This window comes from Streptomyces sp. NPDC030143, assembly GCF_055573695.1.
In genome coordinates, this window is the sequence record NZ_JBVIAY010000015.1 from 35824 (window position 1) to 49024 (window position 13201).

11 protein-coding genes and 1 tRNA gene are annotated in these 13201 nt (G+C 72.9%); 5 read left to right on the forward strand and 7 right to left on the reverse strand.

All coding sequences use genetic code 11. The features are described 5' to 3' along the window. Window positions 1–180 precede the first annotated feature (180 nt). Entirely contained in the window at window positions 181–1578 is a 1398-nt protein-coding gene (locus tag ACZ4YY_RS24315) for a GntT/GntP/DsdX family permease (protein ID WP_468293882.1), read from the reverse strand. 80 nt (window positions 1579–1658) lie between these two features. After that, window positions 1659–2177, reverse strand: a complete 519-nt coding sequence (locus ACZ4YY_RS24320) for a gluconokinase (RefSeq protein ID WP_468293885.1) — start codon at window positions 2175–2177, stop codon at window positions 1659–1661. Between the two features lie 136 nt (window positions 2178–2313). Between ACZ4YY_RS24320 and ACZ4YY_RS24325 the strand changes: the two genes are divergently transcribed. Beyond that, window positions 2314–3015, forward strand: coding sequence for a FadR/GntR family transcriptional regulator (locus tag ACZ4YY_RS24325; protein ID WP_468293888.1), 702 nt, complete (start codon window positions 2314–2316; stop codon window positions 3013–3015). Between the two features lie 45 nt (window positions 3016–3060). Here the strand turns inward: ACZ4YY_RS24325 and ACZ4YY_RS24330 are convergent, their stop codons facing one another. From ACZ4YY_RS24330 to ACZ4YY_RS24345, 4 genes are all read right to left on the reverse strand, one after another. After that, on the reverse strand, window positions 3061–3432 hold the full coding sequence (locus ACZ4YY_RS24330; RefSeq protein ID WP_468293891.1) for a YchJ family protein: 372 nt from the start codon (window positions 3430–3432) through the stop codon (window positions 3061–3063). 64 nt (window positions 3433–3496) lie between these two features. After that, complete coding sequence (locus ACZ4YY_RS24335) at window positions 3497–4849, reverse strand: M1 family metallopeptidase (RefSeq protein WP_468293893.1); 1353 nt, start codon at window positions 4847–4849, stop codon at window positions 3497–3499. Window positions 4850–4923: 74 nt separating this feature from the next. Further along, on the reverse strand, window positions 4924–8772 hold the full coding sequence (locus ACZ4YY_RS24340) for a Pls/PosA family non-ribosomal peptide synthetase (RefSeq protein WP_468293896.1): 3849 nt from the start codon (window positions 8770–8772) through the stop codon (window positions 4924–4926). 258 nt (window positions 8773–9030) lie between these two features. Beyond that, window positions 9031–9115 (reverse strand) — tRNA-Leu (locus ACZ4YY_RS24345). Between the two features lie 162 nt (window positions 9116–9277). On the opposite strand from ACZ4YY_RS24345, the gene ACZ4YY_RS24350 reads away from it, so the two are divergent. The 3 genes from ACZ4YY_RS24350 (at window position 9278) to ACZ4YY_RS24360 (ending at window position 12027) form a co-directional block, all read left to right on the forward strand. Further along, the gene (locus ACZ4YY_RS24350) at window positions 9278–10645 is read left to right on the forward strand and encodes a M20/M25/M40 family metallo-hydrolase (protein WP_468293899.1); all 1368 of its coding nucleotides are present in this window, start codon (window positions 9278–9280) and stop codon (window positions 10643–10645) included. 163 nt (window positions 10646–10808) lie between these two features. After that, entirely contained in the window at window positions 10809–11042 is a 234-nt protein-coding gene (chpH, locus tag ACZ4YY_RS24355; RefSeq protein ID WP_468293902.1) for a chaplin ChpH, read from the forward strand. 205 nt (window positions 11043–11247) lie between these two features. Beyond that, the gene (locus tag ACZ4YY_RS24360; protein WP_468293905.1) at window positions 11248–12027 is read left to right on the forward strand and encodes a chaplin; all 780 of its coding nucleotides are present in this window, start codon (window positions 11248–11250) and stop codon (window positions 12025–12027) included. 73 nt (window positions 12028–12100) lie between these two features. On the opposite strand, the gene ACZ4YY_RS24365 is transcribed toward ACZ4YY_RS24360, so the two are convergent. Further along, the gene (locus ACZ4YY_RS24365; protein WP_141309218.1) at window positions 12101–12289 is read right to left on the reverse strand and encodes a DUF5703 family protein; all 189 of its coding nucleotides are present in this window, start codon (window positions 12287–12289) and stop codon (window positions 12101–12103) included. Between the two features lie 47 nt (window positions 12290–12336). Here ACZ4YY_RS24365 and ACZ4YY_RS24370 point away from each other — a divergent pair, with 47 nt between their 5' ends. Next, window positions 12337–13038 carry a hypothetical protein gene (locus ACZ4YY_RS24370; protein ID WP_468293908.1) on the forward strand — a complete coding sequence of 234 codons (702 nt, stop codon included), beginning with the start codon at window positions 12337–12339 and terminating at the stop codon, window positions 13036–13038. Window positions 13039–13201: the final 163 nt, after the last annotated feature.

Sequence of the window (13201 nt, forward strand, 5' to 3'; positions counted from 1 at the left end):
TTCTTGAAACCCGCCCCCCCCCCACTTCCCCCCCCCCTCCTCGCTCCCCCCCTCCCTCTTTCCCTTCGCGCTTTTCCCCCCCCCTTCCTTTTTGGCCGCCCCCCGACCGTACGGGCACGGACGCGGTCTCAGCCGGGCCCGAAGTCCAGCTCGAACACGGGGTGACTCATCGCCGTCCTCCTAGAGGATCAGGGACAGGAGCAGGACCACGCCGCCGGCGACGACCGAGATGATCGTCTCCATGACCGACCAGGTCTTGACGGTCTGGCCGACGCTCAGCCCGAAGTACTCCTTGACCAGCCAGAAGCCGGCGTCGTTGACATGGCTGAAGAAGAGCGAACCGGCGCCGATGGCCAGGACCAGCAGGGCCGTGTGGGTCGTCGACATGTCGGCCGCCAGGGGCGCGACCAGACCGGCCGCCGAGACGGTCGCGACCGTCGCCGATCCGGTCGCCAGCCGTATCGCCACCGCGATCAGCCAGGCCAGCAGCAGTGCCGGGATCGACCAGTCCTCGGAGATCTCCAGGACCATCTGCCCCACACCGCAGTCGATCAGCGTCTGCTTGAAGCCGCCGCCCGCGCCCACGATCAGCAGGATGCCCGCGATCGGCGCGAGCCCCTTCTCGACCAGCTGCGAGATCCGCTCCCTGGAGAACCCGGCGGGCCGGCCGAGTGTGAAGAAGCCGACGAGCACGGCGGCGAGCAGGGCGATCAGCGGCGAGCCGGCGACGTCGAAGACGCGCTGCACGGTGTGCCCGGGGTCGTCCACGACGATGTCGACCAGCGCCTTGGCCAGCATCAACGCCACCGGCAGCAGGATCGTCGCCAGCGTGGCGCCGAAGCCGGGGCGCCGGTCCAGCTCCTCCGAGGGGCGCTGGGGGATCATGCGCTCGGGGGCCGGGACGTCCACCCAGCGCGCGGCGAACCGCGAGAACAGCGGGCCGGCGATGATCACCGTCGGGACGGCGACCAGCACACCCAGTGCCAGCGTGACGCCGAGGTCGGCCTGCACCGCGTCGATGGCGACCAGCGGCCCCGGGTGCGGCGGCACCAGGCCGTGCATCACGGACAGACCGGCGAGCGCCGGGATGCCGATGCGCATGAGCGAGTAGTTGCCGCGCCTGGCCACCATCAGCACGACGGGGATCAGCAGCACGACGCCGACCTCGAAGAACAGCGGCAGACCGATCACGGAGGCGATCAGCACCATCGCCCACGGCATCGACCTGCCGCCCGCCCTGGCGAGGATCGTGTCGACGATCTGGTCGGCGCCGCCGGAGTCGGCGAGCAGCTTGCCGAGGACGGCGCCGAGCGCGATCAGCACGCCCACACCGGCGACCGTCGCACCGAGGCCGGTGGTGAAGCCGGCGATGGCCTTGTCGAGCGGCGCCCCGGCGAACGCGCCCAGGGCGAGCGAGCCGACGGTGAGCGCCAGGAAGGCGTGGAGCTTGAACCGGGTGATGAGCAGGACGATGACGGCGATGCCCGCCAGCACGGCGATGCCCAGGTGGGCGTGGCCGGCCGAGGTGATCGGCTCGACGGCGTCCGCTGCCAGCACCTCGACGCTGAGTCTGGTCACGGGGGTCCCTTGCGGATACGGGGGAGCGGGAGAGGGGGGTGACTACACGGGAGTGGTTACAGGGGGGACAGGGGGGGTGGTCACACGGTCGGCTCGGGGAGCGCCGTCAGTGCCGTCACGGCCCGTCGGGTGATCTCCTCGGGGCTGCCGGACACGTCCACCACGACCCCCGCCTCGTCCTCCTGGAGCGGCTGGAGCGTGGCGAACTGGGAGTCGAGCAGGGCGGTCGGCATGAAGTGCCCCTGCCGATGCGACATCCGGTCCTCGATCAGCGCGCGATCGCCCGCCAGGTGCACGAACACCAGCTCCGGCGCGGCGGCCCGCAGCCGGTCGCGGTAGGACCGCTTCAGCGCCGAGCAACCGACCACACCGCCGAGCCCCGCCCGATCGCGCGCCCAGGAGCCGATGGCGTCCAGCCAGGGCCACCGGTCCTCGTCGGTGAGCGGGGTGCCGGCCGACATCTTGACGATGTTGGCCCGCGGGTGGAAGTCGTCGCCCTCGGCGTAGGGGACGCCGAGCCGGGCCGCGAGCAGGGGACCGATGGTGGTCTTGCCGGTGCCCGCGACGCCCATGACCACGACGACATGGGGGGTCCTCATCGCTGCCTCACTGTCTGCTGTCCTCGCCGACACGTCATGTCGACGCCACTGAAACCCATTAGTACGACGAATTCAAGACCCGGTGCCGAATAAGTCTGACTATTTAGCGGCGTGACGCACCCCGTACGCTGAGTGCATGACCACTCCGGGCCGGGGTCTGCACGGCCGTGTACTGGACACCCTCGGCCCCGCGATCACCGCGGGCGAGTACCCGCCGGGCAGCGTCCTGCGCACCGACGAACTCGCGCAGCGCTTCGACGTGTCACGCTCCGTGATGCGTGAGGCGGTTCGCGTCCTGGAGTCCATGCACCTCGTCGAGTCCCGCCGCCGGGTGGGCGTGACCGTGCGCCCGAAGGCCGAGTGGAACGTCTACGACCCGCAGGTCATCCGTTGGCGGCTGGCGGGCGCCGACCGCCCGCACCAGCTGCGCTCGCTCACCGTCCTGCGGTCGGCGATCGAGCCGGTCGCGGCAGGCCTGGCCGCGCGGCACGCCACGGCCGGACAGTGCGCCGAGCTGACCGAGTGCGCCCTCGGCATGGTGGCCAACTCGCGCGGCCACCGCCTGGAGGAGTACCTCGTCCACGACGTCGCCTTCCACCGGGTGATCCTCACGGCGTCCGGCAACGAGATGTTCGCCCGCCTCGGTGACGTCGTCGCCGAGGTCCTCGCCGGCCGCACCCATCACGAGGTCATGTTCGAGGACCCCGACCCGGCCGCCGTCACCCTGCACGTCCAGGTCGCCGAGGCGGTCCGTGAGGGCGACGCCGACCGCGCCGAGAAGCTCACCCGGGAGATCACCGTCGGAGCCCTCCGGGAACTGGACGTCCTGGCGCCGTAGCACGCTCTGTCCGGCAACCCGGAACTCCTGGCGCCGTAGCGCCGGCTACGCGGGAAACTCCCCGTCGACGTACACCCACGCCCCGTCGACCCGCTCGAACCGGCTGCGCTCACGCAGCGCGCCGCCCCGGTAGGAGGCGCGGAACTCCACGACGCCCGTGGCGTGGAACGCCGACCCGTCGACCGTCTCCAGGATCTCCAGCCCCTTCCATCGCGTCCCGGTATCGAGGTCGAGCCGCGCGGGCCGCGTCCGGGGATGCCAGGTGCGCAGCAGATAGCCGGCGTCCCCGCGGACGAAGGCGCTGTAGCGCGACCGCATGAGCGCCTCGGCGGTCGGGGCGGCGGCACCGGCGTGGAAGCGGCCGCAGCACTCCGCGTACGGCAGGGGCAGCCCGCACGGGCAGGATCGGGAGGTCATGGCCGCCATTGTGCTGGGGCGTGTTGCGAAAGTCCCGTCCGGCCCGCCCTCCGGGCGGACGACGCTACTGACGAAAGACGCCCTGGCCCGCCCCGGGCAGGGGCAGCGGCGGCAGCGCCGTCCCGTACACCCACGCCTCGAACAGCTCCTCCAGCGGCTCCGCCGCGAAGCCGGCCGCATGGGCGGTGAAGGCCGACGTGGTCACCGCGCCGCCCCGGTGCAGCCCGGCCCAGCCGCGCACCATGCGGAAGAACGCGTCGTCGCCCAGCGCGCAGCGCACCGCGTGCACGGCGAGCCCGCCGCGCTCGTAGAGCCGGTCGTCGAACATCGACTTGCGGCCCGGATCCGCGAGGCACAGGTCCTGCGGCAGGGAGGACAGCAACCGATGCGCGGACGCGGCGAGTTGGGACGCACGACGTCCTCCCGAGCGCTCCGACCACAACCACTCCGCGTACTTCGCGAACCCCTCGTTCAGCCAGATGTGCCGCCAGTCGGCGACGGAGACGCTGTTGCCGAACCACTGGTGGGCCAGTTCGTGGGCGACGAGCCGCTCCGAACCTCGCGCGCCGTCCACGTGGTTGGCGCCGAACAGGGACAACCCCTGCGCCTCGACGGGGACGTCGAGTTCCTCCTCGGTCACCACGACCGCGTACTCGTCGAACGGGTAGGGCCCGAACAGCTCCTGGAACAGCTCCATCATCGCGGGCTGCCGCGCGAAGTCCCGCGAGAACCGGGGCAGCAGGTGCGCCGGGATGTGCCCGTGCTGCGGCACCCCGCCCGGCCCGGGGTCGCCCAGCAGCACCGTCTGGTACTTGCCGATCGCCAGCCCGACGAGATAGCTCGACGTGGGCGCCGCCTGCTCGTACACCCAGGTCGTCGTCGACGCCTTCGTGGTACGGGTCAGCAGCCGCCCGCCCGCGACCACCGCGTACGCCGAGGGCGTGGTGATCGACAGCAGGTACGACGCCTTGTCCGCCGGACGGTCGTTGCACGGGTACCACGAGGGCGCCCCGACCGGCTGGCTCGCCACCAGCGCGCCGTCCGCCAGTTCCTCCCAGCCGATGCCGCCCCAGGGGCTGTTGACCGGCCCGGGGTTGCCCGACCAGTGCACCTCCACCGTGAACGCGGCCCCCGGCCGCACCGGCTTGGCCGGCCGGACACGCAGCCGGCCGCCGCGGTGCGTGTAGTGCGACTGCCGCCCGTCCACCCGCACCCGCCCGATCCTGAAGTCGGCCAGGTTCAGCTGGAACTCGGTGAGCGGCGCCCGCCCCGCGATGGCGGAGAGCCGGGCCGTCCCGGACAGCCGGTTGGGCGCGGGGCGGTAGTCCAGCGTGAGCTCGTAGCGGTGCACCCGGTAGCGGGGATCGCCGTTGGCCGGGAAGTACGGGTCGGCTCCCCCTGACTGCTGAACTGCCACTGCCGCGTCCGCTCCCTGCGCCGTGCCGCCATTGCCCGCCCGTGCGCCGCCCACCGGATCCGAGCGACCGGCGTTCAGGGACGCCATGCCTCGATCGGGTTGCCGAGCCAGCGGGTGTCGTCCGGAACGGACTCCGCGGCCATCACGAGCGACGCGGGACCCAGTGTCGTACGGGCCCCGACCGTGCTGCCGGGCAGCACGATCCCGCCAGGGCCCAGCGTGGCACCCTCACGGAGGACCACAGTATCCGTCCGCAAGATCCGGTCGTGGAAGAGGTGAGTCTGCAGCACGCACCCACGGTTCACCGTCGCCCCGTCCCCCAGCGTGACCAGGTCCGCCTCCGGCAGCCAGTAGCTCTCCACCCACACGCCCCGGCCGACCCGGGCCCCGAGCCCGCGCAGCCACGCCGTCATCAGCGGCGTGCCCGCGGCGGCACCGGCCAGCCACGGCACGGCCACCACCTCCACGAAGGTGTCCGCCAGCTCGTTGCGCCACACGAAGGAACTCCACAGCGGATGCTCCCCCCTGCGGTGCCGCCCCACGAGCAGCCACTTCGCGACGACCGACAGCACGGCCGCCGCACCGCCCGCCGCGAGCAGCACCACCCCGGACAGCAGCGGCGCCCACACCCCCAGCGCGCACAGCGCGGCCACCGTCAGCACCGCCAGACCCGCCGAGCAGAACACCGGCACGATCCGGCACAGCTCCACCAGAGCACGCGCCCACAGCAGTCGCGCCGGCGGATCGTAGGTGCGGCTGCGGTCGCCGTCGGCCGCCGCACGCGGCAGCCGCACCGGCGGCAGCCCCAGGTAGGAGCTGCCCTTCTTGGCCTTCTTGGGCGTCGCCGACAGCACACCGACCAGCCCGCCCTCCGGCACGGACCGCCCCGGCGCGGTCATGCCCGAGTTGCCGAGGAACGCCCGCCGACCGATCTCCGCCCGCCCGATCCGCATCCATCCGCCGCCCAGCTCGTACGGCGCGGTCAGCGTGTCGTCGGCCAGGAACGCCCCCTCGCCGACCGTCGTCAGACTCGGCAGCGCCAGCACGGTCGACACCTCGGCGCCCCGCCCGATCCGCATCCCCAGCAGCCGCAGCCACACCGGCGTCACCAGCCCCGCGTACAGCGGGAACAGCGTCTCGCGCGAGCGGTCCATCAACCGCGTCACCGTCCAGGCCTGCCACCCGACCCGGCTGTGCGTCGGGTACGTCCCCTCCCGCAGCCCCAGACTCGACAGCCGGACGGCGACCAGCAGCACCAGCGCGTACGTCAGCCCGTAGGCGAGCGTGGCCGGGACCAGGGCCGACGCCGCCCCCCGCAGGGGCGCCCCGGGCGTCACGAGGGCGTGCGCCACGAGCAGCGCGCTGCCGGCCGCCGGCACCGGCAGCAGGGTGAGCGCGACACCCGAGACGCCGTACAGGGCCCGCCAGAAGGCGTTCCGGCCCGGCCGCTGCCCGGGCAGGTCGCGCTTGGCCTTGCCGACCTTGACCGCGGGCGCGCCCGCCCAGCGCTGTCCGGTCGGAATCTGCCCGGTGACGGCCGAACCGGGCGCCACCTCGGCCCGCTTGCCCACCCGGGCACCGGGGAAGAGCAGGCTGCGCGTGCCGACGACGGCGTGCGCGCCGACCCTGACCGGACCGATCTCCAGCCGGTCCCCGTCCAGCCACCAGCCCGACAGGTCCACCTCGGACTCCACGGCCGCACCCCGCCCCAGCCGGAGCATGCCGGTCACCGGCGGCAGCGCGTGCAGATCCACGTCGGGCCCGATCCTGGCGCCCAGGGCCCGCGCGTACCGCTCCAGCCACGAGCCGGTCAGCGAGGTCGCCCCGCTGGACTCGGCCAGCCGCTCGGCCGCCCACAGCCGCAGGTGCACCCCGCCCCCGCGCGGATACCGGCCCGGCTTGACTCCCCGCAGCAGCAGCCGGGCCCCGCCCGCCCCGAGCGCGAGCCGCCCGGGCGGACTGAAGAACAGCAGCGCTCCGGCGATCACCAGCCCCCAGGGCGCGGTGGGCAGCGCGCCGTACGCGGGCAGGACGTTGCCCAGCGCGGCCAGGACGACCGTCCAGCGCAGGCCGACCAGGGTGAACAGCGGCAGGAGCAGCAGGAGCTGCACCACCTGGGCCCGCCTCGGCACGGGGGCGACCGCGCGCCGGGCGCCGTCGTCCTGCGCGGACCGCTCCAGCCGGCGGGCCAGCTTGCGCAGTGTCGGCTGCTGGTAGACGTCCAGCACGGCGGCGCCGGGGTAGCGGGTGCGCAGCCGCGTGGTGAGCTGGGCTGCCGCCAGGCTGCCGCCGCCGATCGCGAAGAAGTCGTCCGAGGCGCTCGCCACGGGGACGCCCAGCACCTCCGTCCACTGCTCGGCGAGCCAGGCCTCGGTGCCGTAGAGCTGCGCCGCGGGAGCCTCGACCCCGTCGAGGGGCCACGGCAGGGCCGCGCGGTCCACCTTGCCGGAGGTCCGCGTCGGCAGGTCGTCGACCGGCGCGAGCAGCGGAACGAGCGCGGCGGGCAGCTCGGCCCGCAGCCGCTCCAGGGCCGCCGCCCGGTCCCAGCCGTCCTGGGTGACGACATAGCCGACGAGGAGCTGGTTGCCGCCGCGGGCGGTCCGCACGGCGGCGGCCGCGCCCGCGACGCCGGGGAGCGCCTGCAGGGCCGCGTCGACCTCGCCGAGTTCGATGCGCCGCCCGCCGAGCTTGACCTGCTCGTCGGCCCGCCCGAGGAACACCAGCCCCGCACGCTCCGCCCGCACCAGGTCACCGCTGCGGTACGCCCGCTCCCAGCCCAGCGACTCCAACGGCGCGTACTTCTGAGCGTCCTTCTCGGCGTCCAGGTACCGCGCGAGCCCCACACCGCCGATCACCAACTGCCCGCTGCCGCCCATCGGCACCGGGTCCCCGGCCTCGTCGACGACGGCCAGCTCCCAGCCGTCGAGCGGCAGCCCGATCCGGACCGGTCCCCGGCCGCTCATCAGGGCGGCACAGGCCACGACGGTCGCCTCGGTCGGCCCGTACGTGTTCCAGACCTCCCGCCCCTCGGTCACCAGCCGCTGCGCCAGCTCCGGCGGACACGCCTCGCCCCCGAAGATCAGCAGCCGGACGTCGTTGAGGGTCTCCGGCTCCCACAGGGCCGCCAGTGTCGGCACGGTGGACACGACCGTGATCTCCTGCTCGACCAGCCACGGCCCGAGGTCGGCACCACTCCTGACCTGCGAGCGAGGCACCGGCACCAGACAGGCGCCGTACCGCCAGGCCAGCCACATCTCCTCGCAGGAGGCGTCGAACGCCACCGACAGACCGGCCATCACCCGGTCACCGGGCCCGATCGGCTCCTCGCTGAGGAACAGCGCGGCCTCGGCGTCCACGAAGGCGGCGGCGCTGCGGTGGCTGACGGCGACGCCCTTGGGCTTCCCGGTGGAGCCGGAGGTGAAGATGACCCACGCGTCGTGCTCGACGCCGGGCCGGGCGGCCGGGACGTCGGAGCGGCCGTGCGCGGTCAGCGCGTGCCCGGCCCCGACCACGGCCCGCACCCCGGCCTCCCCGAACACCAGCTCGGCCCGCTCGTCGGGGTCCTCGGCGTCGACGGGGACATAGGCGGCCCCCGCCGCGAGGACGGCGAGGATCGCGACGTACAGCTCGTTGGTCCCGGAGGGCACCCGCACCCCCACCCGGTCGCCGAGCCCGACCCCGGCGGCGGCGAGCCTGCGGCGCAGCCGCTCCACCTCGACGGCCAGGGCGCGGTAGGTCAGCGCGGTGGAGCCGTCGTCCAGGGCGAACTCCTCCGGCCAGGAGCGCACGGACGCGTCGAACACGTCGACGAGGGTGCGCGGGGAGGCGGCCGGACCGCCGGAGAAGCGCGCGGGGTCACCGAGGTGGTCGGGGATGTCGTCGTCGAGCAGGCCGAGAGCGCTGCCCTCGTCTGTGGCTGCCATCGGGTCCTCGCGTCTCGATCCCGGAAGCCTCCGGGGCGCCGGCGGGCCCGCAGGTCTGCCTGGGGTTGTCCGTCCGGCTCCGTAACAAGCCGGAAATTTTAGTACGACGCTAGGGACGCCCCGTTGTGTCGGCCACCCGGGGCGGCCGTCCGGGGGAGCCCGCCGGGGCTGTGACCTGGTGATCTTCAAGGCGGGGAGAGATGCCCCACACGTACGAGCGAGGGCCGCGACCCGTGGTCGCGACCCTCGCTCCTGCTGTGTCCGAGGGGGGACTTGAACCCCCACGCCCGATAAAGGGCACTAGCACCTCAAGCTAGCGCGTCTGCCATTCCGCCACCCGGACAAGGTGTCTGTCGTGCGGGGTTTCCCTCGCGGCGACGTCGTAAACATTACCAGGCTTTCGAGGGTGCCCGATCACGGGTGCCCGGCCGGCCGTCGCATCCGGCGTGAACGGAGTGTGACGGGCCGGGACCGGTCTTGGGCGGCGGTGCCGGGGAGGGAGAGGATGAGAGGGACCCACCAGCAGTCAGCGGGAGGAACCAGCGTGAGCGCGACGGACGACACGGCCAGGGGCGTCACCGGCGAGGACGAGGTCGTGGACCTCTGCCGCGAGCTGATCCGGATCGACACCAGCAACTACGGCGACCACTCGGGTCCGGGCGAGCGCAAGGCGGCCGAGTACGTCGCCGAGAAGCTCGCCGAGGTGGGGCTCGAGCCGAAGATCTTCGAATCGCACCCGGGACGCGCCTCCACCGTGGCCCGCATCGAGGGCGAGGACCCCTCCCGGCCCGCACTGCTCATCCACGGCCACACCGACGTCGTCCCGGCCAACGCGGTCGACTGGACCCACCACCCCTTCTCCGGCGAGGTCGCCGACGGCTGCGTGTGGGGCCGCGGCGCCGTCGACATGAAGGACATGGACGCGATGACCCTCGCGGTCGTTCGCGACCGGCTGCGCTCCGGGCGCCGGCCCCCGCGCGACATCGTGCTCGCGTTCCTCGCCGACGAGGAGGCGGGCGGCACCTACGGCGCCCGCTACCTGGTCGACCACCACCCCGACCTGTTCGAGGGCGTCACCGAGGCGATCAGCGAGGTCGGCGGCTTCTCCTTCACGGTCAGCGAGGAGCGACGGCTCTACCTGATCCAGACGGCCGAGAAGGGGATGCACTGGATGAAGCTGACCGTGGCCGGCACCGCCGGACACGGCTCGATGATCCACCGGGACAACGCCATCACCGAGCTGTCCGAGGCCGTCGCCCGGCTGGGACGCCACACGTTCCCGGTGCGCGTCACGAAGACCACCCGCGCCTTCCTCGACGAGCTGGGTGACGCGCTCGGCACCGAGCTGGACCCGGAGGACATGCAGTCCACCCTCGCCAGGCTCGGCGGCATCGCCAAGCTGATCGGCGCCACCCTGAGCAACACCGCCAACCCCACCCAGCTCGGCGCCGGGTACAAGGTCAACGTCATCCCCGGCGAGGCCACCGCCCACGTCGACGGGCGCTTCCTGCCGGGGCACGAGGAGGAGTTCCTCGCCGACCTCGACCGCATCCTGGGCCCGAAGGTGAGCCGCGAGGACGTGCACTCCGACAAGGCCCTGGAGACCTCCTTCGACGGGGCGCTGGTGGAGGCGATGCAGTCCGCGCTGCTCGCCGAGGACCCGACCGCCAAGGCCGTCCCCTACATGCTCTCCGGCGGCACGGACGCCAAGTCCTTCGACGACCTCGGCATCCGCGGCTTCGGCTTCGCCCCGCTGAAGCTGCCGCCGGAGCTGGACTTCGCCGGCATGTTCCACGGCGTGGACGAGCGGGTCCCGGTCGACGGACTGAAGTTCGGCGTCCGGGTGCTCGACCGTTTCATCGACGCCTCCTGATCCTCCCGGCAGCCCTGCGGGCGACGTTTCCAGAAATCGTGCGCCTGTGCGGAGGCGACTGAGAAGAGTGAATGCGCCGATAAGCGCGTAGCCTCATTAATTCCCCCTCGTTACTGGTGATGTGATCCGCTGATTGGGATCGCATTGCCAACAAGGAGGAATAATGATCAAGAAGGTCGTCGCCGCTGCGGCTGCCACTGGTGGGCTGGTTCTCGCGGGCGCGGGCCTGGCCGTCGCCGATTCGGGTGCCCAGGGTGCTGCCGTGCACTCCCCGGGTGTCGTCTCCGGCAACGTGATCCAGGTTCCGGTGCACGTCCCCGTGAACGTCTGCGGCAACACGATCTCGGTGATCGGGCTGCTGAACCCCGCCTTCGGCAACGTCTGCATCAACAAGTGACGTCGACCCGCTGAGGGGTCGTCCACACCGTCGGCCCCGGAGCGCGCGCCATGCGCTCCGGGGCCGACCGGTCTTTTGTCCCACTCTTCATGTCCTCTCGCGCGAAAGCCGGAGGAAAAGCCGAAGAAGTCGAAGGGTCCGAACGGCTCGCCCCACTGGAATGATGCGAGCGATTCGGGACGAGATCGAAAGCAGGGAATCAGTAATGCGACAGGTCACCCGTAAAGGCCTCATGACCGTGGCGGCGGCGACGGGGGTGATCGCCGCCGCCGGCGGCTACGCCCACGCCGACTCCGCGGCGAACGGGTCCGCCTCCCACTCGCCCGGCATCGCGTCCGGCAACACGATCCAGGCCCCGGTGAACGTGCCGGTCAACGTCTGCGGCAACACCGTCGACGTCATCGGGCTCCTCAACCCGGCCATGGGCAACTCCTGCACCAACCAGAGCACGGGCAAGGACGACGGCGGCGGCTACGGCGACGGGAGCGGGGGCGCGGACACCGGCGGCTCCGGCGCGCACAGCGGCGGCTCCGGGGGCGCGCACGCCGGCGGTCACACCGCCCACTCGCCCGGCATCGCCTCGGGCAACCACGTCCAGGCCCCGATCCACGTGCCGGTGAACGTCTGCGGCAACAGCGTCGACGTCGTCGGCCTGCTCAACCCGACCGCCGGCAACGACTGCACCAACGACAGCGGTCCCGGCCCCGAGTACGGCACGCCCCCCGGCGGCGAGAAGGAGACCCCGGGCACCCCCGGCGCCCAAGGCCCCGGCAAGCCGAACCACTCCGGCCCCCAGGGCACGCCGTCCACCCCGGAACGGGTGACGCCGGCGGGCGCCTCCACCGAGCACCGGCCGGCCGGCGACGCCACGGCGGAGCTCGCGCACACCGGCAGCGAACTGCCGCTCGGTCTCACCCTGCCCGTCGGCGCGGGCGCGCTGCTCGCGGGCGCGCTGCTCTACCGCAAGGCGGGCGCCTCGGCGTAACACCACCTGGCACCGCTCACGACGGAGCGGGCCCCGCCTCGGCGGGGCCCGCTCCGTTCGTGTCGGTCCGCACTCACCACGTCGCGCGCACCTGACGGATGATCCGCCGGCGCAGCCGCACCCTGCGGCTGCCGTCGCGCAGCAGGCTGAGACGGTGCAACTCCCAGTGTCCGTACTCGGCATGGTCGGTCAGCAGACGCGTCGCCTCCTTGCGGGACACCCCGCGCGGCACGTACACGTCGACAAATTCGTATTCCGGCATCGCATCTATTGTGCGGGCTGGGGCCCGGTACGGATAGCGTCTGCACTATGTCTGATGCTGCGCAGCCCACCGCTGCCGAGGTACGTGCCGCCGCCGAGGCGGTCAAGACCGCGCTCGACCGCCACCTGGCCGCGGTCGAACGCAGGACGGGCGAGGACGATCCGGCCGTCTACGAGGCCTTCAACCAGCTGGCCGCGGCCGCCGAGGTGTACGACGAGCTGCTCTACGACCGCTACGACGAGGTCACCCCCTTCGAGATCCCCGGCGCGGACGACTCGCTTCCGCCGTACGCGGGCCCCGAGGAACCGAACGCGCTCAGTGTGCTGATCCGCCGCGACTACTCGGTGGTGGAGCCGCAGCGACTGCTGGCACAGGGCCAGCGGGTCGAGGCGGCGGAGCGCGAGCCGGGCGCGGACGCGCAGGCCTCGGGCACCATCCACGGGGCGCTGGGCCTGCTGTTCGGCGAGTTCGAACCCGACGAGATCGCCTCCCGGCACAAGGAGTTCGGTCTGGAGGAGGGCGACTCCACGCTGTGGGTCCTGGCCGCCGACGAACCGGCCGAGCCGGGTGAGTGGCTGGAGGCGCCCTTCGAGTCGCTCGACGCGCACCGCGTGGTCTGCCGCTTCGACGTGAGCGCGGTCTTCGACGACGACCTCGACGACGACGTCGACGACGGCGCGTTGGAGGACGGTGAGCTCGAGGAGGACGAGGACCTGGAGCCGCTGGAGGCCGACCGGGCGGACCGCTAGGGGGATTTTCGAAACACCCCCTGGGCCCCGCGTCCTCGCACCTCGCACGGCGGCGGGGGGGGGGGGGGGGCGCCCCCCCCCCCCCCCCCCCCCCCCCCCCCCCCCACACCCCCTCCCCCCCCCCCCCCCCCCGCCCGGCCTCGACGCACACCACGGGGATGTT

Coding starts and splice junctions, on each gene's coding strand:
- ACZ4YY_RS24320 (WP_468293885.1), bottom strand. CDS start 2,177: ATGAGGACCCCCCATGTCGTCGTGGTCATGGGCGTCGCGGGCACCGGC.
- ACZ4YY_RS24325 (WP_468293888.1), top strand. CDS start 2,314: ATGACCACTCCGGGCCGGGGTCTGCACGGCCGTGTACTGGACACCCTC.
- ACZ4YY_RS24330 (WP_468293891.1), bottom strand. CDS start 3,432: ATGACCTCCCGATCCTGCCCGTGCGGGCTGCCCCTGCCGTACGCGGAG.
- ACZ4YY_RS24340 (WP_468293896.1), bottom strand. CDS start 8,772: ATGGCAGCCACAGACGAGGGCAGCGCTCTCGGCCTGCTCGACGACGAC.
- ACZ4YY_RS24350 (WP_468293899.1), top strand. CDS start 9,278: ATGAGAGGGACCCACCAGCAGTCAGCGGGAGGAACCAGCGTGAGCGCG.
- chpH (WP_468293902.1), top strand. CDS start 10,809: ATGATCAAGAAGGTCGTCGCCGCTGCGGCTGCCACTGGTGGGCTGGTT.
- ACZ4YY_RS24360 (WP_468293905.1), top strand. CDS start 11,248: ATGCGACAGGTCACCCGTAAAGGCCTCATGACCGTGGCGGCGGCGACG.
- ACZ4YY_RS24365 (WP_141309218.1), bottom strand. CDS start 12,289: ATGCCGGAATACGAATTTGTCGACGTGTACGTGCCGCGCGGGGTGTCC.
- ACZ4YY_RS24370 (WP_468293908.1), top strand. CDS start 12,337: ATGTCTGATGCTGCGCAGCCCACCGCTGCCGAGGTACGTGCCGCCGCC.